General features: G+C 64.4%; 18 protein-coding genes. 5 read left to right on the forward strand and 13 right to left on the reverse strand.

The features are described 5' to 3' along the window. Nucleotides 1–5: 5 nt before the first annotated feature. Nucleotides 6–1,172 (reverse strand): L-rhamnose isomerase, encoded by a 1,167-nt coding sequence (gene rhaI, locus ACZ9BC_RS07980; protein WP_476245457.1) that lies wholly within the window; start codon nt 1,170–1,172, stop codon nt 6–8. 80 nt (nt 1,173–1,252) lie between these two features. Then, nucleotides 1,253–1,600: an L-rhamnose mutarotase gene (locus ACZ9BC_RS07985; protein WP_079597518.1), complete on the reverse strand. Its 348-nt coding sequence runs from the start codon at nt 1,598–1,600 to the stop codon at nt 1,253–1,255. Between the two features lie 148 nt (nt 1,601–1,748). Between ACZ9BC_RS07985 and ACZ9BC_RS07990 the strand changes: the two genes are divergently transcribed. After that, nucleotides 1,749–2,780, forward strand: a complete 1,032-nt coding sequence (locus ACZ9BC_RS07990) for a LacI family DNA-binding transcriptional regulator (protein ID WP_476245458.1) — start codon at nt 1,749–1,751, stop codon at nt 2,778–2,780. A gap of 15 nt (nt 2,781–2,795) precedes the next feature. Here the strand turns inward: ACZ9BC_RS07990 and ACZ9BC_RS07995 are convergent, their stop codons facing one another. The 3 genes from ACZ9BC_RS07995 to ACZ9BC_RS08005 all read right to left on the reverse strand — a co-directional run bounded on the left by ACZ9BC_RS07995 (nt 2,796) and on the right by ACZ9BC_RS08005 (nt 5,206). Continuing rightward, nucleotides 2,796–3,779 (reverse strand): aldo/keto reductase, encoded by a 984-nt coding sequence (locus ACZ9BC_RS07995; protein WP_476245459.1) that lies wholly within the window; start codon nt 3,777–3,779, stop codon nt 2,796–2,798. Nucleotides 3,780–3,942: 163 nt separating this feature from the next. Then, on the reverse strand, nt 3,943–4,125 hold the full coding sequence (locus ACZ9BC_RS08000) for a hypothetical protein (protein ID WP_476245460.1): 183 nt from the start codon (nt 4,123–4,125) through the stop codon (nt 3,943–3,945). A gap of 133 nt (nt 4,126–4,258) precedes the next feature. Continuing rightward, nucleotides 4,259–5,206, reverse strand: a complete 948-nt coding sequence (locus tag ACZ9BC_RS08005; protein ID WP_476245461.1) for an alpha/beta fold hydrolase — start codon at nt 5,204–5,206, stop codon at nt 4,259–4,261. Between the two features lie 202 nt (nt 5,207–5,408). Between ACZ9BC_RS08005 and ACZ9BC_RS08010 the strand changes: the two genes are divergently transcribed. After that, the gene (locus ACZ9BC_RS08010) at nt 5,409–6,659 is read left to right on the forward strand and encodes a Gfo/Idh/MocA family protein (RefSeq protein WP_476245462.1); all 1,251 of its coding nucleotides are present in this window, start codon (nt 5,409–5,411) and stop codon (nt 6,657–6,659) included. 350 nt (nt 6,660–7,009) lie between these two features. Here ACZ9BC_RS08010 and ACZ9BC_RS08015 read toward each other — a convergent pair whose 3' ends face one another. The 5 genes from ACZ9BC_RS08015 to ACZ9BC_RS08035 are packed head-to-tail and all read right to left on the reverse strand — an operon-like array spanning nt 7,010 to nt 12,171. Next, nucleotides 7,010–8,275 carry an MFS transporter gene (locus ACZ9BC_RS08015; protein ID WP_476245463.1) on the reverse strand — a complete coding sequence of 422 codons (1,266 nt, stop codon included), beginning with the start codon at nt 8,273–8,275 and terminating at the stop codon, nt 7,010–7,012. Between the two features lie 41 nt (nt 8,276–8,316). Next, a complete protein-coding gene (locus ACZ9BC_RS08020; RefSeq protein WP_476245464.1) occupies nt 8,317–8,943 on the reverse strand; it encodes a Poxvirus protein I5 in 627 nt (208 codons plus the stop codon). A 23-nt stretch (nt 8,944–8,966) separates the two neighbouring features. Beyond that, on the reverse strand, nt 8,967–9,884 hold the full coding sequence (locus tag ACZ9BC_RS08025; RefSeq protein WP_079597525.1) for a carbohydrate ABC transporter permease: 918 nt from the start codon (nt 9,882–9,884) through the stop codon (nt 8,967–8,969). Beyond that, nucleotides 9,881–10,834, reverse strand: a complete 954-nt coding sequence (locus ACZ9BC_RS08030; RefSeq protein WP_079597526.1) for a carbohydrate ABC transporter permease — start codon at nt 10,832–10,834, stop codon at nt 9,881–9,883. Before ACZ9BC_RS08030 ends, ACZ9BC_RS08025 begins: the two co-directional genes overlap by 4 nt. 47 nt (nt 10,835–10,881) lie before the next feature. Next, nucleotides 10,882–12,171 carry an ABC transporter substrate-binding protein gene (locus tag ACZ9BC_RS08035; RefSeq protein ID WP_476245465.1) on the reverse strand — a complete coding sequence of 430 codons (1,290 nt, stop codon included), beginning with the start codon at nt 12,169–12,171 and terminating at the stop codon, nt 10,882–10,884. Nucleotides 12,172–12,347: 176 nt separating this feature from the next. Between ACZ9BC_RS08035 and ACZ9BC_RS08040 the strand changes: the two genes are divergently transcribed. Together ACZ9BC_RS08040 and ACZ9BC_RS08045 are read left to right on the forward strand one after the other, a co-directional pair. Beyond that, entirely contained in the window at nt 12,348–14,363 is a 2,016-nt protein-coding gene (locus ACZ9BC_RS08040; protein WP_476245466.1) for a beta-galactosidase, read from the forward strand. A gap of 379 nt (nt 14,364–14,742) precedes the next feature. After that, the gene (locus ACZ9BC_RS08045) at nt 14,743–16,218 is read left to right on the forward strand and encodes an HNH endonuclease (RefSeq protein ID WP_476245969.1); all 1,476 of its coding nucleotides are present in this window, start codon (nt 14,743–14,745) and stop codon (nt 16,216–16,218) included. A gap of 194 nt (nt 16,219–16,412) precedes the next feature. Here ACZ9BC_RS08045 and ACZ9BC_RS08050 read toward each other — a convergent pair whose 3' ends face one another. The 3 genes from ACZ9BC_RS08050 to ACZ9BC_RS08060 form a co-directional block, all read right to left on the reverse strand. Beyond that, a complete protein-coding gene (locus tag ACZ9BC_RS08050; protein ID WP_476245467.1) occupies nt 16,413–17,771 on the reverse strand; it encodes an ABC transporter substrate-binding protein in 1,359 nt (452 codons plus the stop codon). Between the two features lie 288 nt (nt 17,772–18,059). Further along, the gene (locus ACZ9BC_RS08055) at nt 18,060–19,004 is read right to left on the reverse strand and encodes a carbohydrate ABC transporter permease (RefSeq protein ID WP_476245468.1); all 945 of its coding nucleotides are present in this window, start codon (nt 19,002–19,004) and stop codon (nt 18,060–18,062) included. Further along, nucleotides 18,994–19,938 carry a carbohydrate ABC transporter permease gene (locus ACZ9BC_RS08060; protein WP_079597532.1) on the reverse strand — a complete coding sequence of 315 codons (945 nt, stop codon included), beginning with the start codon at nt 19,936–19,938 and terminating at the stop codon, nt 18,994–18,996. Before ACZ9BC_RS08060 ends, ACZ9BC_RS08055 begins: the two co-directional genes overlap by 11 nt. 376 nt (nt 19,939–20,314) lie before the next feature. On the opposite strand from ACZ9BC_RS08060, the gene ACZ9BC_RS08065 reads away from it, so the two are divergent. Then, entirely contained in the window at nt 20,315–21,583 is a 1,269-nt protein-coding gene (locus ACZ9BC_RS08065; RefSeq protein ID WP_476245469.1) for an ABC transporter substrate-binding protein, read from the forward strand. Nucleotides 21,584–21,661 lie beyond the last annotated feature (78 nt).

Here is a 21,661-nt window from a genome sequence, read left to right on the forward strand (position 1 = left end):
GCTGGTTATGCGCCCCATCCGGCTTGCTGGCCGCCCACGCGGTCCTCGTTGATCTTCTTCTGGTAGCCGCTGGCCTTGAAGGCAGCCAGCGGGTCCGCGGGCAGCCCGCGGGATTCACGCCACTCGGCCAGGACCGGCCGGACGTCCGTGTAAAACGCGTCGTTGAAAACTGCGTTCGCTGCCAGGACATCCCCTGCGCGCTGTGCTTCATTGAGTGCGGCAGTGTCCACCAGCAGGGCGCGGGCAGTCATTTCCTGCACGTTCAGCACCGAGCGGATCTGGCCCGGGATCTTTTCTTCCAGGTTGTGGCACTGGTCCAGCATGAGGGCCACACCGGAGTCCTTGCCGTAGCCGCCGCCCCGGATGACCTCGTGCATGATGCGGAAGAGCTGGAACGGATCCGCGGCACCCACGATGAGGTCGTCGTCGGCATAGAATCGCGAGTTGAAGTCGAAGGAACCCAGCTTGCCCAGTCGCAGCAGCTGCATCACGATGAACTCGATGTTGGTGCCCGGCGCGTGGTGGCCGGTGTCCAGGCAGACAAACGCCTTCTCTCCCAGGGCCAGGGTCTGGGCGTAGGATGTGCCCCAGTCCGGAACATCGGTGTGGTAGAAAGCCGGCTCGAAGAACTTGTACTCCAGCACCAGGCGCTGCTCGTCGCCCAGGGCTGCGTAAATTTCCTGGAGCGATTCGGCCAGGCGGTCCTGGCGGCCGCGCATGTCATCCTGGCCCGGGTAGTTGGTGCCGTCAGCCAGCCAGATCTTCAGGTCCTTCGAACCCGTGGCGTGCATGATCTCGATGCAGTCCAGGTGGTGGTCAATCGCGCGGCGGCGCACCGTCTCGTTGGACGAGGTCAGGGAGCCGAACTTGTATTCATCGTCCTGGAAGGTGTTGGAGTTGATGGTTCCCAGGCCAACGCCGAGGCCTGCCGCGTACTCCTTGAGCGCCGCGTAGTCATCCACCTTGTCCCACGGAATGTGCAGGGCCACGGTGGGGGCCAGGCCGGTCAGTTCGTGGACCTTGGCGGCATCCGCCAGCTTCTCCTGCACGGTGCGCGGAGTGCCGGGGGTACCGAACACCTTGAACCGCGTGCCTGAATTTCCATAGGCCCACGAGGGGACCTCGATGGCAAGCTCCTCGAGCCTGCCCAGCGCCGTTGCTACGTCATTCATGATGGTTCTTTCCGGTGTCTGTGATGGGTCTGTTGTTGGTCGCCCCGCTGCTGGAGCCTGTTTGGGTCAGCCCGCGTGCTTCAGGAGGAAGAAGTTCCTGCGGCCGCGAGCTGGCTGTCGAGATTGAAGACTTCCTCCATGACCTGGAACCCTTCGTCGGGCGCCTGGCCGGAGTCTTCGAAAAGTGTTGCCATTTCGGCCTGCCACCGGGCGTTCACGTCCGTGAGGGCCATGCGTGCCCTGGCCGCTTCGAAGTCGTCGCACTCCAGGTAGCCCACCAGGAGTCCGTCCTCCCCCAGGAACAGCGAGTAGTTGTTCCAGCCGGCGTCCTTGAGGGCGCGGAGCATCTCCGGCCAGACGGCAGCGTGGCGGCGCTTGTATTCCTCCAGCAGCGCCGGCTGGACGGAGGAGCGGAAGCACACCCTCATCTGGAACTCTCCTGAACTCGCGAATCTTTGAATCGTTTCATTGTTACGATTCAAAGTACTCTTGAACGTGAGTAGGTGTCAAGCATTCCGGCGCGCAGTTTCGCAAGCTGCCGGAAGCACGGCACGCAGCCCACCAGCACGGAGAATCATGAACCGCTCAGCCAGCATCAAGGACGTCGCCACCCATGCCAGCGTGGCCGTAGGCACCGTCTCGAATGTGCTGAACTACCCGGACCGGGTATCGCAGCGCACCAAGGAGCGGGTGCTGAAGGCCATTGATGAACTGGGGTTCGTCCGCAACGATGCTGCCCGCCAGCTGCGCGCCGGCCACAGCCGCACCGTAGGGCTGATTGTCCTGGACGTGGGCAACCCCTTCTTCACGTCGGTGGTGCGTGCCGCGGAGGATGCCGCGGCACTGAACGGCAGCGCCGTCCTGCTGGGCGACAGCGGCCACGACGCCGCGCGCGAAGCCAACTACATCGACCTCTTCCAGGAGCAGCGGGTCCAGGGCCTGCTGATTTCCCCCGTGGGCGATGTCACCGAGCGGCTTGACCTGCTGCGGGAGCGCGGCGTGCCGACGGTCCTGGTGGATCGGCTGGCCGATGAGTCCAAGTTCAGTTCCGTGGCGGTGGACGACGACGCTGGCGGGTACCTCGCCGCCCGGCACTTGCTGGACACGGGCCGCCGTCGGCTGGCTTTTGTGGGCGGGCCCACCTCCATCCGGCAGGTGGCCGACCGCCTCCAGGGAGCGCAGCGCGCCGTGAAGGAGGAACCGGACGCCACGCTGGAGGTCCTGAACTCCGACGGGCAGAGCGTCCTGGCCGGCCGCAGCGTGGGCAACATGCTGGTGGAACGCGGCCGGGAGAATTTGCCAGATGGCATTTTCTGCGCCAACGACCTTCTGGCCCTGGGCGTCATGCAGTCCCTCACCATGACGCACACCTTCCGCATTCCGGAGGACGTGGCGCTGATCGGCTACGACGACATCGATTTTGCCGTCTCGGCGGTGGTTCCGCTGTCCTCCATCCGGCAGCCCACCGAAGCGCTGGGACGCACGGCCATCGAGCTGCTCACGGAAGAAGTTGAGTCGCAGAATCCGACGCACCGTTCGGTGGTGTTCACGCCCGAGCTCGTGGTCCGGCAGAGCACCGCTGCCGCCGGGGCGTCAGTGGATAGCTGAGCTTCCCCAGGCCGGTCAGGCCGGAATCAGTCCCCGCTCCTGAAGATCCTGCCACAGCTCACGGGGAACCTCTGCGGACATGCGCTCCGCGCTGTTGCTGATTTGCTCCGGCCTGCTGGCGCCCACCGTGACGTTGACGACGGCGGGGTGGCGGAAGGGAAACTGGATGGCTGCGGTGGGAAGCTCAACGCCGTGTTCGCTGCAGACGCCTGCCAGCAGCCGGGCGCGCTCCAGGATCTCCTCGCTGGCCTGGGAGTAGTTGTAGTGGACATCCGACGGCAGGTCGGGCTTGGCCAGGATGCCGGAGTTGTAGACGCCCACGCTCACCACTCCGGTTCCCAGCTCCAGGCAGCGGTCCAGCAGCCCTGCGCCCGGGCGGCCATCAGATCCCGGCTGCTCCAGCATGAACCTGCCGGCCAGCATCAGGAAATCCAGGTCCGCCGCTTCCACACACTCGATGGCGGCGCCCGCAGTATTGGTCCCGACGCCGATGGCCCGCACCAGGCCTTCGGCCCGGAGCTTCTCCAGGGCCGGCAGCGCCGTCTTCACCGCATCTTCCATGCTGTACACATCGGGATCGTGCAGATAGGCGATATCGATGTACTCAAGGCCCAGCCGTTCCAGCGATTGCTCAATGCTGCGCCGTGCCCCGGCTTCCGACGGATCCCATTCACGCCGGAACTCGGCGGGGACGTCAAAGCCCTCCGGATCCCGTGCGTCCTTTGTTGCCGGCGACGGCACGAGGACCCTGCCCACCTTTGTTGAAAGAACGAATTCTTCCCTTGGCTTGCCGGCAAGGACCTGGCCAATCCGCCGCTCGGACAGGCCCAGGCCGTAGTGGGGCGCCGTGTCGAAGTAGCGGATTCCCGCATCCCAGGCGGCCTCCACGGTGGCGGCAGCCTGCTCATCGGAAATAGCGCGGTACAGGTTCCCCACTCCGGTACCTCCGAAGCCAAGACGGCCAAGCTGGTCCCGCAACTGCCCTTTGCCCTGGTTCATGGCCCTTCTTCCCGGTTCGGCCCACAATGGCAGGAGCTTAAAGAGCGGGCATTGGTACTGTCAACGAATGCCCGGGCCTCAGCTGATCCTGCGGCGGTAGATGGAGATCGCGAACGCACCATGGCCACGGCTGGCGCTCCAGGCCTAAAATTGTTGCGTCGGCCTACCCCGTCCGGGTGCGCCGTATTCCGGGAAGGTCGCGGTCGCCGTGGTCAAGAATCCGTTCCATCACACCCCACGCACCGGCGCCGGGGAGAAAAAGCCCGGTGGGCACCACCGTTCCTGGCTTCAGCAGGAAGATGCCGGAATCAGCCACGGCAGGAGCAGCCTCTTCTTCATCGCCCATGACACCCCTGTCCCGCCTTTAGTTACATGCCTTTAGGGGCACGACATCCTGCCGGGCGAAAGCACCTGCAGGGAGGGCCATCCGATCGGCTGAACACGGAATTGCCACAACAGGGGCAGAAGCGTGCTGGGGCTCAGATCATTGCAGCAATGTCGTCCACTGCTGTGGTCAATGCCGCCATGGATGCAGGACCGCCGTGCCCTTCGTCCTCGATAACGACAAGCCGGCTCGACTTCCAGCCTTGGTGCAAACGCCACGCCGTAATGGCTGGGCCGCTGATGTCCCGTCTGCCGTGGATAAGGTAACCGGGGATGCCGTTGAGCTCATCAATCCGCGGGATGATTCCCTGGTCGCCGGCCAGGAATCCGTCGTTGGCCCAGTAGTGCGTCACGAGGAGCGCGAAGGTCATGCGCTCGCGTTCGTCGTCAAACAGCGGGCCTGGCTGCCAGTTCGGATCCAGCGAGATGTGCGTGGATTCCCAACGCTCCCAAGCCAGTGCAGCAAGCCGGGCATCTTCGCGGTCCTGGCCGGCCAGCCGCCGGGCGTAAGCCTCCACCACGCGTTCGCCCGGGGCAGCCCGGGCAGCATCTGAGAATTCGGCCCACGCTTCAGGGAAGATGCGCCCCACGCCGTCGGTGATCCATTGAACCTCTTCCCGGCTGCCTGCTGTCACCGCAACCAAGGCGATGCCGAGGACCCGGGAGGGATGCTTCAGGGCATAAGCGAGGGCAAGCGTGCTGCCCCAGGAGGCGCCGGTGACGATCCATCGGCTTACACCCAGGTGCTCTCGGACGGCCTCGATGTCTTCGATCAGGGCGTGGGTTGTGTTCTCCTTGAGGCGGCCGAGATCGTCCTGGACCAGTGGCGTGCTTTTGCCACAACCGCGCTGGTCCAGGCCGATAACCCGGAATCGGTTGTGGTCGTGGCGTTTACGGTAGCCCCCTTGGCCGAGGGAACCGCCGGGGCCGCCGTGAAGGTAAAGGACAGGGATGCCAGTGGGTGCGCCGGTAGCTTCCCAATAAATTCTGGCATTGGGCACGTCCACCCAGCCGCTTTCTGTCTTCGAATGCCCGTCCGTCACCCCTCCACCGTATACGGCTGGATCTCCATCGCCCCAGGGCGGATGCCCTCCGGAAACTCCCAGCAAGGTCAAGCGCGCTTTTGAATCGTTACATAGCTGGACGGGGGGCCGCTGCGTGGCGCACACTAGTGGAGGGAAAGCGCTTGCCGAAACCCGCAGGCCCCCACACTTTTGGTGCCCCCACCGGGCAGAATGGAGAACCATGGGAACGCCAGCTGGCACCGGCTTGCCGGATGCACCCGCAGAAACTCCGGCGCCGGCAGGAGGACCGGCTGCCGCTTCCGCCGGGGGCAACGGCGGAATTGCGCGTGTTGCCCTGGTAGGTGTGCACGGCTTCGGCACCCACCACCTACGGAACCTGGAGCGCCTTCAGGCGACGGGCGCCGTCGAACTCGTTGCCGTGGCGGATCCGCAGCCGCCGGCACCCGGATCGGTTCCGGCGCAGGCCGCCGTCTTTCCGGGGCTAACCGAGCTGCTCGCGGAAACACCTGCCCTCGACGTGATCATCGTGGCCACCCCCATCCAGACGCATGCCCCGCTGGCGCTGGCCGCCCTGGCCACGGACGCCGACCTGTACCTGGAAAAGCCTCCCGTGGCGTCCCTCGCCGACTTCAACAGGCTGCGGGATGCTGCGGCCCTCGCCGGCAGGGGCGTCCAGATCGGCTTCCAAAGCCTCGGCTCGCATGCCCTTCAGGCCATCGAGGACCTGCTGGAAGCCGGCACCATCGGCACCCTGCAGGGCATCTCGGCCACGGGCCGCTGGGTGCGCGACAAGGCCTATTTCAAGCGCTCACGGTGGGCCGGAAAACGCAGCATCAACGGCGTTGACGTGGTGGACGGCGTCGCCACCAACCCCTTGGCGCACGCGGTGGCGACGGCGTTGAGGATTGCCGGTGCGCGCACCTTGGCCGACGTCGCCTCCGTGGAGACCGAACTGTACCGCGCCAACGACATCGAATCGGACGATACCTCCGTCATCCGCATCCGCACTGCGGCCGGCCTGCCCATCACGTGCGCACTCACAATCTGCGCCACCGAGTCCGTGGAACCCTACGTGACCCTTCAGGGATCGGCCGGGACGGCGGTGTTCCACTACACCCAGGACCGTCTCACCATCGAGACGCCGTCCGGCCGGGCCGAAGAGACATTCGGCCGGGACGACCTGACGGAGAACCTCCTGGCACACCGGAACAGCGGCGCCCCACTGATCAGCTCCCTCGTGGACAGCGGCGCTTTTATGCTCGTCCTCGAGGCCATCCGCACCGCGCCGCTGCCCGCACCCATTGACGACGCCTACGTGCGGTGGGAGGGCGACGGCGAAGCAGCCCACGCCGTCGTGGTTGACATCGAAGAGGCCCTGGAGCGGGCAGGCCGGCAGCACGCCACCTTCAGCGAGCTCGGGCTGCCCTGGGCCGTCTCGGCCCCCACCGCGTTCGAGGTCCCGATTTCCTGATGGTTCCGATTTCCTGATGGTTCCGACGCCCGACAGGACGCCCGCGCCCGGCAATGTGCACCTCGAGTGCACTGTCCCCGCTGGGGTCGCCGCGGTTGTCCGGCTGCCATGTGGCACGTATGGAGTCAAGGGCCCGACGGCGGATGCCGCCGTCGTACGTTCCGCGGCGGCAGGCGGGGCTGCTGCCGCGGGGAATGCTCCGGATGCGCACACTGTGCGGGATTTCAGGCTGCACGCCGGGAACTGGACTTTCACGCCCAAGGCGGTCTTGGCCTAGACAGTCGGGCCGCGAGATGGCACTTCGGGGCAGTGTTGCTGGCGGACACTGCTGCGAACTGCCATCTCGTGAGTCAGAGCAGGGGGCGGGACCGCCGGCCGTGCCACCAGAGAAGCAGCCCGATGACGGCGGCGGAAAGCATGCCCAGGCCGCCGGTGACCACCAGGCCGGTACGCACCCCGAACTGTTCCGTGAGCCACCCGGCCAGGAGCCCGCCCAAGGCGTGTCCGCCCAGCAGCAGGGGCAGGTACAGCGCCATAACACGCCCGCGGATCGCAGGGCCGGCTTCAAGCTGGACCGCGGTGGCGGCACTGGTCAGGAACAGGAGCGTCATGAGGCCCACCACCACCAGCATGGCAATGAAGAGGATGAGGTTGGGCATCAGCGCGGCCACCAGCTGGGATAGTCCGAAGAGGCCTGCGGCCGCCACGATGCCCTTCCGGCCGAGGCTCCGGAGGCGGGCTGCGAGCAGTGCGCCGGCCAGAGCCCCGATGGCGCTGACGGTATTGAACAGGCCGAACCCTTCAACTCCGTTGTGCCACACGCGTTCGGCAAAGGCCGCCAGGACCACCGGCCCGTTCATGCCGAACATCCCCAGGAGCCCGGCCAGGGCAATAATCAACAGCAGCGAAGGGCGCTCCCGGACGTAGCGGAACCCGGCCAGGAGCTGGCCCCGCCCGCGTTCTGCAGGGATGCTCGGATGCAGCTCGGCGGGGCGGATGGCGGCGATCAGGCAAAGCACAAGCAGGCACAGCAGCGAGTTGGCTGCGAACGCTGCGGCCGACCCTGCCTGGGCGATGACTGCCCCACCCACCGCGGGTCCCGCCATGGCGCCGAGCTGCCCGATGGCATTGTTGATGCCGATCGCGGGCCGGAGGGCGGCGTCGCCCACTACTTCGTTGACGAACACCTGGCTGGCGGGCTGGTTGATGGCTGAGGTGACGCCGAGCGCCACGCAGCTGGCATAAATCGCCCAGACGGTGATGGTCCCGCTCGCGGCCCAGGCCGCCAGGCCGAGGGCCAGGAAGGCAATGACTGCCTGGCAGACCAGCATGATGCGCCGTTTCGGAAACATGTCCACCAGCAGGCCACTCAGGGGCCCCACAACCAGCATCGGCAGGAACTGCAGTGCGACGGCCACGCCCACGGCGGCGGGGCTGCCGGTCAGCTGCAGCACCAGCCAGTCCTGGGCCAGGCGCTGCATCCACACACCCACGCTGCCGGTGAATACGAGGGCAAGGAAGAGCCTGTAGTTGCGCTGCTTCAGCGGCTGGTGCCAGGGGGGCTGGCTCTTCGAAGAACGGAGGGACTGTTCGGAACGCTGGCGGTCGGAAGACACGTCGGACTCAACTCAATAGCGGGCGGAAACCAGGGGAAGTTTTAGCGGGTGGAGCGCAGTTTGACCGCTGCCGCGGCGAGGATCAGGGTGCCGGGGACCACCACGAAGAGTGCCGCGAGCATCCAGACGAATACGACGGCCCCGAAGAGCGCCGCGGCGAGTAGGAGGGACCCTGTCCAGTCCTTCAGGGACAGGGTTTGGCCGGTTTCCAGTGCCGAGCGCCAGGCACCGCGGCCGTCGGTGTGGGGGCCGGTGAAGTCGGACCAGGCAGCCGTGGTGCGCAGCAGCAGGACGGCCCCTGCGGCGGCAAGGATCAGGGTGGCCGGCAGCACCACTTCCCGGCCGGGCAGCTGCCCCACCCACGCAAGCAGAAGGTTGAGGACAATCACGACGGCGGCTGCCGCCGTCGTGATTCCCAGCTTCCAGCTGCCCGGCAGGGCAGCCTTGAACGTGCCCCACAGGCCGCGGACCGAATCGTCGCGGCCGGTGAGGTGCCGTTCCAGATGGGCGATCCCCGCCGCGTAGGCGGCGGGGATCGTCACGAGGGGGATGGACAGCACCAGCACCAGGACCCCTGCCAGGAGGGTTTCGGAGAACAGCGCGAAGCGGTTCACCGGAACGGGCTCGGGGTGGTTGGGGGCAGGTGTGGTGCGGTCCATGATGCTCATTTTCTGTCTGGCCTTCCGGGCCGTCAGCCCTTGAGGCCCTGGGTGGAGACGCCTTCAACAATGTACCGCTGGAAGACCAGGAAGAAGATCAGCACCGGCAGCAGGGCCAGGACGGACATTGCGATCATGGCGCCGTAGTCCGAGCTCTGCGTCTGGTCCACGAAGAGCCGCAGTGCCAGGGGCAGCGGGTACTTTTCCGGGGTGTTCAGGTACAGCAGCGGTCCCAGGAAGTCGTTCCAGCTCCAGATGAAGGAGAAGATCGAGGTGGAGATCAGGGCCGGCTTCATGAGCGGCAGCATGATGGAGGTGAAGATCCGGACGTGGCCGGCACCGTCGATCCTGGCGGCCTCGTCCAGCTCACCGGGGAGGTTGCGCATGAACTGGACCATCAGGAAGACGAAGAACGCGTCGGCGGCGAGGAACTTGCCGATCAGCAGCGGTACGTAGGTGTCCACCAGGCCAAGCTGCTGGAACACGATGTACTGCGGGATGATCACCACGTGGAACGGCAGGAGCAGCGTTGCGATCATCATGCCGAAGAAGATGCTGCGGCCGGGGAACTTGATGCGTGCGAAGGCGTACGCCGAGACGCTGGCCGAGAGGATGGTTCCCACCACCGCACCCAGCGCCAGGACCAGCGAGTTGGTGAAGAACTGCAGCGTGGACACGCCGCCGATGCCCTCCATCGCCGTGACGAAATTGTCGAAGCTGAAGTTGTTGGACCACAGCGACGTGTTGGCGCCGCCGATCTCCGCGTTCGGTTTGAACGCCGAGGCGATCATCCACAGGCCCGGGTACAGGACCACTGCCGTCAGAGCGAGGGCCACGACGTGGAAGATGGTGCTCTTGGCACGCTTGGCCCCTGCCGACTCGGACTTGGGGTTGTAGTTCAGCACCTGTGCGTCCGGGGAGGACTGCGTGGGGGTTGCCATGGTTGTCATTTTGCATCACCGCTGTAGTGGACCCAGGACTTGGACGTGCGGAAGATGATCAGGGTCAGGATGCCCACAACGATCAGGAGCAGCCAGGCCATTGCCGAGGCGTAGCCCATCCGGAAGTCGCTGAAGCCGCGCAGGTACAGGTAGAGGGTGTAGAAGAGGGTTGAGCCGGCCGGGCCGCCTTCACCGTTGGAAATGATGTACGCCGAGTTGAAGATCTGGAACGCGTGGATGGTTTCCATCAGCAGGTTGAAGAAGATCACCGGGGAGAGCATGGGCCAGGTGATGTTGAAGAACTTCCGCACCGGGCCGGCACCGTCCATGGACGCAGCCTCGTAAAGATCGGCCGGGATCTGCTTCAGGCCGGCCAGGAAGATCACCATGGGGGCGCCGAACTGCCACACGGTCAAGAGGATGAACATCGGCATGGTCATGCCGGGGTTGCCCACCCAGCCGCCCAGGTTGATGCCGAAGAAGGAGAGGCCCTGGTCCACGGGGCCGGAATCGCCGAACATGGCCTTCCAGACGATGGCGATGGACACGGACGCGCCGATCAGGGACGGGGCGTAGAAGGCGGAGCGGTAGAAGCCCTGGCCGCGGCGCTTGCTGTTCAGCAGCATGGCCACTGCCAGTGCGGCGGCGAGCTTGAGCGGGGTACCGAACACCACGTAGCTGACGGTCACGCCCACGGACTGCAGGAACCGTTCGTCCTGGAAGAGGGATGTGTAGTTGTCCAGGCCGATCCACTTGGGCGGATCGAACAGGTTGTAGTTGGTGAAGGACAGGTACAGCGAGGAGATCATCGGCCCAACAGTGAGGGCGATGAATCCCAGCAGCCAGGGCAGCAGGAAGGTGTAGCCGGCGCGGGCATCCACCCCCTGCTGCCGCGACTTGCGCGGCAGCGGGGAGGTGGACTGCGTCGAACGCCTGCTCAGAGTTGGGCTTTGAGTCACGAGTTCATTCCGTCAGTTGTGAAGCCTGGATCAGACAATGTGCCTGATCAGGCGTTCTGCTTGATGAGGTCTTCGGCTTCCTTGAACCACGCGTCTGCAGCACCGTCGACGGTGAGCTTGCCGAAGTTCAGGTCCGAGGCGACGCGCTTGAAGGAAGTTTCCAGCGTGCCGAAGCCGACGATGGGCGGCTCGGGGGCGTCCTTGAGGTACTGCTCGATGGACTTTTCGTAGTCCACCACGAGCTTGTCGGTGCCTTCGAAGGTGGTGCCGTCGCGCTGGGTCTTGGACGCCGGAACGCCGCGGGAGGTCTTGAAGATCTGGCCCACCTCGGGGTCGTTGACCATGAAGTCGATGAACCGTGCTGCCGCGTCCTTGAACTTGGTCTTGGCGCTGGCCACCATCAGCATGGACGGTTTGAGGAACAGGCCCAGGTTGTCCGGGTCGTCGGAGGGGACCGGAACCAGCTTGAGCTCCTTGGCGCCGCTGTCCGCCAGGTAGCCGGCCATGAAGTTGTCCCAGGTGACCTCGGTGGCCGTGACATTGGAACCGAACGGAGACTTGGGCGCCAACTGCGTGACGCGCTCTTCGGAAACGATGGCCGGGGTGCCGCGAAGGCCGGCGGGGAGGTTCCACCACTCCTTCAGGTCGTCCTTGGTGAAGCCGAGCTTGCCGTCCTCGGTGAAGGCTTCGATGTTGTTCTGGCGGAGCCAAATGTTGAACATCCACCAGACACCGGTGTAATCGGTGGAGCCGAACAGGGCGCCGGAGCTCTTGGTGCCCACCTCGGTGAGGAACTCGTTGAACTCCTTGTAGGTCCACTTGCCGGTGGGCTCCGCGATGCCGAGCCCGGCCAGCTTGGCGGGGTCGTAGTAGACGGCGAACGCGTTGGTGCTGGTGGGAATGCCGTAGGTCTTGCCCTTGATCTGGCCCGACGGCAGGAGGGACTTTTCAAAGGCGTCCGTGTTGATGTTGACGGTGCTGAGGTCCAGGAGCTGGTTGCGCTGGCCGTAGTCGCGCAGGTAGGACAGGTCCCACTGCATGACGTCCGGCAGGCCGCCGCCGGCGGCCTCGGTGGCACGCTTCTGCCAGTAGCCCGCGAAGTCGGTGAAGTTGCCGTTGACCTTGATGTCCGGGTTCTTGGACTCGAACAGGGCAATGGCCTTGCGGGTGCGCTCGGCGCGGTCGTCGTTGCCCCACCAGGTGTAGTTGATGGTGACGGGGTTCTCCGCGGAACCGGTCTGTCCTGCGGTGCTGGATCCGGTGCCACAAGCGGCCAGTGCGGCGGCAGATGCGGTACCGACGGCAACGGTAGTGAGGAAATGCCTTCTATTGATCACGGGAGCCTCCTTGCTCGATGTGTGCAATCCCTGGTCTCATCTACAACGTGAGTAGTGAGCTGGCTTACACGGCTTCTGAAACGATACAATATCGGCATTCCCTGATTTGGGCAAGCGTTTTCCAAAGTTCCCATTTATGACCCAGGTTTCACCCTTCCAGCAGACAAAGGAGTCCCATGACCACGCAGGAAACCACCGGCCCGGCGAGCGTTTGGAACAACGTCGAAGGCATCGCCTTCGGCGGAGACTACAACCCTGAGCAGTGGCCCGTCAGCGTCCGGCTTGAGGATCTGGAGCTGATGAAGGAGGCCGGCGTGAACTTCCTCAGCGTCGGGATCTTCTCCTGGGCTCTGCTGGAACCGGCGGAAGGGCAGTACGACTTCGGCTGGCTGGACGAAGTACTGGACAATCTTGCCGGCATCGGCGTCAAGGTGGCCCTGGCCACCGCAACGGCCGCCCCGCCGGCCTGGCTGGTACGCCAGCACCCGGAAATCCTTCCCGTCACGGCTGACGGAACCGTGCTGGGACCGGGCTCGCGGCGGCACTACACGCCGTCGTCGGCCGTCTACCGCCGGTACGCGAAGGGCATCACGCGGGTCCTCGCGGAGCGCTACAAGGACCATCCCGCACTGGCACTGTGGCACGTTGACAACGAGCTGGGCTGCCACGTCTCGGAGTTCTACGGTGAGGAGGACACCGCCGCGTTCCGGGCCTGGCTGGAGCGGCGCTACGGCACCATCGATGTGCTCAATGCAGCCTGGGGAACAGCCTTCTGGAGCCAGAATTATGGTTCAGTCGAAGAGATCCTTCCTCCCGGAGTTGCTCCCAGCACGCTGAACCCGGGCCAGCAGCTGGACTTCCAGCGGTTCAACTCCTGGGTCCTGATGGACTACTACCGGGACCTCGTCTCCGTACTCCGCGAAGTAACGCCAGGAGTTCCCTGCACCACAAACCTGATGGCGTCCAGCGCCACCAAGTCCATGGACTACTTTGACTGGGCCAAGGACCTGGACGTCATCGCGAACGACCACTACCTTGTGGCCGCCGACCCCGAACGGCACGTGGAACTCGCGTTCAGCGCGGATCTCACCCGGGGAATTGCGGGCGGTGACCCGTGGATCCTGATGGAACATTCGACGTCGGCCGTTAACTGGCAGCCCCGCAATCAGCCGAAGATGCCCGGCGAGATGCTCCGCAACTCCCTGGCGCATGTGGCGCGCGGCGCCGATGCCGTGATGTTCTTCCAGTGGCGCCAGAGCTTCGCGGGCTCTGAAAAGTTCCACTCGGCCATGGTCCCGCACGGCGGGCGCGAGACACGTGTGTGGCGCGAGGTGGTGGACCTCGGGGCTGCCCTCAAGCGGCTTGAGCCGGTCCGCGGTTCACGGGTGGAATCCCGGGCGGCCATAGTCTTTGACTACGAGGCATGGTGGGCCAGCGAGATCGATTCGAAGCCCAGCATTGACGTCCGGTACCTGGACCTGCTGCGGGCCTTCCACCGCTCGCTGTACCTGCGGGGTGTTTCCGTTGACATGGTGCACCCGTCGGCACCGCTGGAGGGGTACGACCTGGTCCTCGTCTGCACGCTGTACTCCGTGACTGATGACGCTGCGGCCAATATCGCGGCTGCCGCTTCCGCCGGGGCCACCGTCCTGGTGAGCTACTTCAGCGGGATTGTGGACGAGAAGGACCACGTCCGGCTGGGCGGCTACCCGGGCGCGTTCCGGGAACTGCTGGGCGTGCGGGTGGAAGAATTCCACCCCCTGCTGGCCGGCTCGCAGCTGAAGCTGAGTGACGGCACCGTTTCCTCCGTCTGGAGCGAACACGTCCACCTTGCCGGTGCGGAAGCGGTTCAAACATTCACCGGGTACCCGCTGGAAGGTGTGCCGTCCCTGACCCGCCGCGCCGTGGGCAGCGGAGCCGCGTGGTATCTCGCCACGTTCCCGGACCCCGACGGCCTTGAGGCCCTGGTGGACCGGCTCCTGGCCGAATCCGGTGTTGCTCCGGCGGCCGTTGCGGATCCCGGCGTGGAGGTGGTTCGCCGGCGTTCGGATGATGGGCGCAGCTTCCTGTTCGCGATCAACCACACCCGCTCCAACGCTTCTGTTGAGGCTGCGGGTACCGACTTGCTGACAGGTGAGCCCTTCGCCGGCACTGTTGCGGCCGGGAGCGTGGCGGTGATTGCCGAGGACTGACCGCCGTTTATTGGGGCCGCCGCTTTAGCGCGGCGGTGTGCGTACGACGGCGGCGCCTCCCTTGGCGCCCCGTCGCGCCTTATTGCTGCTGGGCACCTTTGCCGCACCAACGTCAGGCTTCGCTGTTTCCGGCTTGGCGAATTGCTGCCGCCGGGTTTTCCACATAGGAGCTTTGGCGGCGGTTTTTGTCAGTCCCTGCTGGAAAACTTTGTTTATGAAAGCGGTTGGGGCATTGGCAGAGGTAGGCGGGGCGGTCATCCCCGGTGTGCCGCCTGCCGCCCCTGTCCCTGCTCCTGCCCCAGGTGTTGCTCCTGTCCTGTCTGTGGCGGATGCCTTGAGAATTCTGGCGTCTGTGCCTGTGGCACTTGACGGGCCGGGCATGATCGATCAGCTGCGGGAGCTGGAGGATTTGAAGTCGGCTGCGGCTGCGAAGCAGGCCGATATCGCTGTTGCTTTTGACCTGCAGCAGCGGCGGGAGCAGGCCGCGGCCGGGGTCCCTGCCGATGAGCAAGGTGCCGGGGTTGGCGCCCAGGTGGCTTTGGCGCGGCGGGAGTCACCGTCCCGCGGAGGGAGGCTGCTGGGCCTGGCCAAGGCCCTGGTCACCGAGATGCCGCGAACGTTCGCCGCGTTCCAGGCGGGGCAGCTGAATGAATGGCGCGCCATGTTGGTCGTGCGGGAAACAGCCTGCCTGTCGGTCGAGGACCGGGCCGCGGTGGACGAAGAGCTTGCCGCGGACACCGGCACCCTTGACGGGGCAGGTGACCGCGCCATCGTTGCCGCTGTGCGTGCCGCGGCGTACCGGCGCGATCCACGCTCAGTTGCGCGCCGGGCATCCCACGCGGTGACCGAGCGGACCGTGTCGTTACGCCCGGCCCCGGACACCATGACTTACCTGACCGCGTTGCTTCCGGTCGCACAGGGTGTGGCGGCGTACGCGTCCCTCACTCGGGACGCTGACGCCGCCCGGTCCTCGGGTGATGAGCGTTCCAAGGGTCAGATCATGGCCGATTCCCTGGTCGAACGCGTCACCGGGACCCCGGGCGGGATCACCGGGATCGATATCCAGCTCGTCATGACCGACCGCACCCTTTTCCAGGGCGACAGCGAACCCGCCCGCCTCACCGGCTACGGCACCGTCCCCGCACACTGGGCACGCGAAACCATCCTGAACAGGACAACCGGCACCGGGTTCAATGCCGGTGCCGGTTCTGGTTCTGGTTCTGGTTCTGGTTCTGATTCTGATGTCAGTTCTGGCACCGATGTTGGTTCTCCCGGTCAGCATGAACTGTCCGTCTGGCTCCGCCGGCTCTACACCGCTCCCGGCACCGGCGAGCTGGTCGCGATGGATTCCAAAGCCAGATTCTTCCCGGCAGGGCTCCGGCGGTTCCTTCAAGTTCGGGACGATACCTGCCGGACCCCATACTGCGACGCGCCGATTCGGCATGATGACCACATCATCCCCTGGCACAACCAGGGCCCAACCACCGCCGACAATGGCCAGGGGCTCTGCGAAGCCTGCAACCACACCAAGGAAAACCCCGGCTGGACCGCCAAACCCATCCCTGGAGCCCGCCATACGGTCGAAACCCGCACCCCAACAGGCCATACCTACCACTCCACCGCGCCCCCACTTCCCGGGACGCCGCTGATGCGCGGGCCCGTCAAGGCTCCAACTCCAATACCGCTAACCAGTGTGGGGTGTGAAGTCGATCCAGCAGCAAGGGAAAGTGCGGAGCACGCCAGCCGTAAGAAATCGGGTGTCATCGTGTTGGGCCGTGTCGTGCAACACCACCCACCCCCAGTCCGGCCTAAAGACGGTCCGCTCAAAAGGGTCCCCTTGAGCAGCTCCGTTTAGGCATCTCCACTTAGGTAGCTCCGGCTCAGGCAGCTACGCCTTAAGTAGCTTTAAGCAGCTCCGGCTTAAACAGCTTCGTCCCGGGAGGAACCGATTGGTTCCCGCCGGGACGGAGCTGCCACCCGCCGTCGGACGTTAGGGGGCGGAGGAGGCGTCCACCCGATCTGTCCGGAGCCGTTTTGGCGGTGTGAAAACTAGCTGCTGATCGCTGACTTCATCTCGTCGTGCGCCTTCTTGCCGGCTTCCTCCGTGGACAGCCGCTCGAAGAGGACCTCGGAGGTGTACCGCTTGATGATCTCCTGGATGGAACCGGCGCCCTTCGGCGGCGGGGCCGGAGCCTCACCAAGCTCGTCCTTGATCTGGTCGATGAACTTGACCACCTTGACGTCGGCCGGGGTCAGCTTGGGTTCGATGGCTGCCCGGACCTCGGAGTTCGGGTAGACGCCACGGTCGGCAAGGAGCGTTTCGCCGGCCTTGACGTTGTTGGCCAGGAAGTTGATGAACTTGGCAGTTTCCTCAGGGTGCTTGGTGCGCGAGGAGGCTGACCAGAACTGTGAGGCCTTGTACCAAAGCCCGGCGTCAGCGGAAGACCCTGTCTTGGTGGGGAACCGCAGGATCTTCAGGTCGCTGCCGGAAGCCTTTTCCAGTGCAGGGGCCTGGTTGGACCACCAGAACGCCATGCCATTCTTGCCGGTGGCGAGGCCACTCTGGTCCAGCGGGGCAGCCTCGGCTTCAACAACCTCGGATGCCGTGGGAACTGCCTTGTTCTCGCTGAGCTGCTTCAGGAATGCCCACCATTCGGCGATGTCGCTGGGCTCGAAACCCAGCTTGCCGTCGGACGTGTACAGTGACTTGCCGTTCTGGCGGAGCCAAACGCCCAGTGAAGCCTCGTCGGTGCCGTAGGCGGCGGCGCCGTAAGTACCCTTGGGGGACTTTTCCGTGATCTCGGAGGCGATCCGCTCGAAGTCATCCCAGGTCCATTTTGAATCATCCGGCAGCGGGACGCCGGCTGCCTCGAAGACGGCCGGGTTGGCCAGGATGGTGGCGGCGTTGATGCCTGCGGCGATGCCGGTCAGCCCGTCCTCGCTCTTGCCTGCATTCAGCGCGGCTTCATCGAGCTTGGACGTGTCGATCTCGTACTTGGACAGGTCCAGCAGGGCACCGCGGCTTGAGTATTCGGTGATGTACTTTTCGTCCATCTGGATGATGTCCGGGGCGTCGTTGGCGGCAACCTGGGTGGCGAGCTTGTCCCAGTAACCGCTCCAGTCGCCGAACTCCGGCTTGATCTTGATGTTGGGGTTCTCGGCCTCGAACTGCTTGATGGCCTCCTGGGTCAGCTGGGCGCGCTTGTCGCCGCCCCACCAGGAGAACCGCAGTTCTACAGTGCCGTCGGCGTTTTGCGGAGCGGCTCCCCCGCCGCAGGCACTAAGGGCCATAACGACGGCGGCTGCAGCGGCAACCACGCCTGTCTTACGGATGCGGCGGGCTGCGCCACGGGATGGAGTCTCTGCCGATTGCTTTGCAGCAGACGCAGAACGGGGGAAAAGCGGCACTGGGTACTCCGATCTTCTTTGATCCAGGTGCTGGGGATGGTTTGCTTCGGATGCTTGTTTGTGCAGGTCGGTATTTATTGAAGCTGAGGCAGTTAGCGGGAAAGCGCTTTCTGCACCTAATACTACAAGTGAAGAACTTGTATTACAAGGACTTGGCGAGGGCAAATTTACGGGTAGTTTCGTTCAGGCAGCCCAACGGCCCGCCGCGGAGACGGGCCGTTGGGCTGTGCTGCAGGTGCCCGGAAAGCCGCCTGGTCGCGGCGCCCGGCAGGTCCTGCGCAGTGCAGGTTACTTGATGCCGGTGGTGGCGATGCCCTTGATGAGGAACCGCTGGCCGAAGAGGAAGACCAGGAAGACCGGCAGCAGGGACACGATGGACATCGCGAACAGCGATCCCCAGCTGGTGGCGGACTGTGAGTCAACGAAAGCGCGCAGTGCCACGGGGACGGTGAACATGTCCGGGTCCGTCAGGTAGATCAGGGCGCCGAAGAAATCGTTCCAGGTCCAGATGAAGGTGAAGATGGTGGTGGTGGCCAGGGCCGGGACCATCAGCGGCAGGATGACCCGCAGGAAGATGCGCGGGTGGCCGGCGCCGTCAATCCGGGCGGCTTCATCCAGTTCGCGCGGGATGCCGCGGATGAACTGGACCATCAGGAAGACGAAGAATGCTTCCGTGGCGAGCAGCTTGGGCACGATCAGCGGCCAGAAGGTATTTACCCAGCCGATCTGCGAGAACAGGATGTACTGCGGAACGATGACCACGTGGAACGGCAGCATGATGGTCAGCAGCATGATGCCGAAGAACAGCTTCTTGCCGGTGAACTGCAGCCGGGCGAAGGCGTAGGCGGCCATCGAGCAAGAGATCAGGTTTCCCAGGATGGAGCCGATGACCACGATGGCCGAGTTGATCATGTAGTGCCCGAACGGGTGGGTCAGGGCGGACCAGCCGTCCGTGTAGTTGCTCATCTCCAGGCTGTCGAGCCAGAGCCCAGGTTCGCGGAAGATCAGTTCGTTTGCCCGCAGCGAGGAGACAATCATCCACAGCAGCGGGTAGATCATCAGGCCGCCGGCAATGATCAGGATGGCGTGCTTCATCAGTGCTTTACCGCGCTGTGCCCTGCTGAAGGCGAGGGTGCCGCGGGACTCGCGGACCTTGGGCTTGCGGTGGTTCGTAGGCTTGCCCGGCCCTGACTTCTTGTCCGGGGTGGGCAGCGTCTCCAGCTTAGTCGTCATAGAAAACCCAATACTTAGAAGCGATGAAGTTGATGGCGGTGAAGACACCGATGATGACCAGGAGGAACCAGGCCATGGCGGAGGCGTAGCCCATGTCGAACTGGCCGAACCCCTTTTGGTAGAGGTACAGGGTGAAGAACATCGTGGAGTCGGACGGTCCGCCGTTGCCGCCGGAGACGATGAACGCCTGGGTGAACGACTGGAACGAACCGATGATCTGCAGCACCAGGTTGAAGAAGAGGATGGGGCTCAGCATTGGCATGGTGATCCGCCAGAACTGCTGCAGCGTGGTGGCGCCGTCGACCTTGGCGGCCTCGTAGTACATGACGGGAATCTGCCGCAGGCCTGCCAGGAAGATGATCATGGGGGCGCCGAAGGTCCACACGTGGAGCAGGATGATCGATCCGAGCGCGGTGCTGGGATCGGAGATCCAGCCCGGGCCCTGGATGCCGAACATCGCCAGGACCTGGTTGACCAGGCCGGTGGTGCCGAAGATCTGCTTCCACAGGATGGCAACGGCCACCGAACCGCCCAGCAGGGACGGCAAGTAAAACACGGAGCGGTAGAACGGCAGTCCGCGCAGGCCCTTGTCCAGGACGAGTGCGATCAGCAGCGCCACGGCCAGTTGCAGCGGAACGCCGACCAGGACGTAGGTGAACGTTACGCCGAGCGAGTTGTGCAGCCGGGCATCGGTCAGCATCCGGGTGAAGTTGTCCAGGCCCACCCATTCCGGGGGCTGGAGCAGGTTGTAGTCCGTGAAGGACAGGTACAGGGACATGATCATGGGCCCGATGGTGATGGCCACAAGGCCCACCAGCCACGGCAGAAGGAAGATATAGGCGGCCTTGTTATCACGGCCGTTCGCCTTCTTTTCCTCGGCGGAGAGTTTGCCCTTGCGGCGGGAAATCGAGCTGAGCTCGCTGATGGCGCTCACCGCAGTTGCCCCGTCCCGTTCAGGCCCGCTGCTGCCGGCGCATGCGCCGGGCGCGGTGTCCTGGGTATGTGTTTTGCGGCCATGTTGTCTCCTTTGGTCATCGTGGCCTCCACGTTCTTGGTTATCGCCGGGGCGATGTGTTCGAGCACCTTGCGGCTCCGGGGTCCCGCCGCAACAGCGTCAGGAGTGCGTGGTCCGGATGCCGCCGGTGGTGTTGGTGAAAAAGCGGCTCCGTACCAAAGTAAACGGTTTCTTGACTCCTGTATAGCCCTTTGTTAGTTTTTGAGAAAACGCTTTCTTGTTACGCGCATCACCCAACACTAGATCACACAACCTGAGGGGCAGGACAATGCGGTTTCGTCTCAAAAAGTCAGTAATGGGGGTGGCCGGCGCAACAGCGGCGATGGCCCTGGTTCTCACCGGATGCGGCAGCAGCCCGGAGACGGGAAAGGTGGGGACCGTCGAAGATCCGGTCACCATCCGGTTTGCCTGGTGGGGCAACGACTCCCGCGCTAAAACCACCCTGGAGGTCATTAAGGACTTCGAGGCCGCGAACCCCACCATCAAGGTCCAGGGCGAAAACACCGAGTTCAGCTCCTACTGGGACAAGATGGCCACCCAGATCGCCGGCGGCACCACCCCGGATGTTTTCGCCATGAGCGGCGCCTACCCGAGCGAATATGCCACCCGCGGCGTCCTGCTGGACCTGGACGACGTCAAGGACCAGATCGACACCTCCAAGTTTGCCGAAGGGACTGTGGACCTCGGCAAGATCGACGGCAAGCAGTACACCATCACGGCCGGCGTTAATGCCATGTCCATGGTGATTGACCCGAAAGTCTTCGAGGCTGCCGGAGTGGAGCTGCCCGACGACGAGACCTGGACCTGGGACGACTACGCGGACATCGCCGCCGAGATTACCCGGAAGTCTCCTGCCGGAACGTTTGGAACCACCCCGATGACCAACGACTCGTTCCTGGCGGTGTGGGCACGCCAGCACGGCGAGGACCTCTACACAGACGACGGCAAAAAGCTGGGCATCAGCGAGGACACCGCCACAAAGTGGTTCGAAATGAACAAGAAGCTGATGGAAACCGGCGGCGCGCCCTCGGCTTCCCAGACTGTTGAGGACAACTCAGCCCAGCCCGAGCTGACGCTGATGGGCCAGGGCAAGCAGGGCATGAAGATCTCCTGGAGCAACCAGATGAACTCCTACTCGGGTTCACCCCTGGTCATGATGAAGCTGCCGAACGAGAGCAAGCAGCCCGGCACCTGGCTGCGGTCCTCCATGGAATACGCCATCTCCTCCAAGTCGGCGCACCCCAAGGAAGCAGCCATGTTCATCAACTACCTGGTGAACAACGTGGACGCGGCCACCAAGATCAAGAGCGACCGCGGCATGCCTGCCAACACCGAACTCAAGGCCGCTATCACGCCCCTCCTGAAGGAATCCCAGCAGAAGGAAGCGGAATACCTGGACCGTATTGCTGAGATGAAGATCGAACCGCCGCTGCCCTTCCCCGCCGGGTCATCGGCCACCATGGAGGTCATCAACCGGCTCACCACGGATGTCCTGTTCGGGAAGACCTCACCGCGGGACGCCGCCAAGGCCTTTATCCAAGAGGTTAATTCGAACCTGGGCTGATCCCCATACGACAGATCAGAGCAGGCAGGCAGCAGCCGGCCCCCCCACAAGCAGCTTCAACCAACCACAACCAGAGGA

The sequence above is a fragment of the Pseudarthrobacter sp. TE3704 genome, assembly GCF_056279405.1.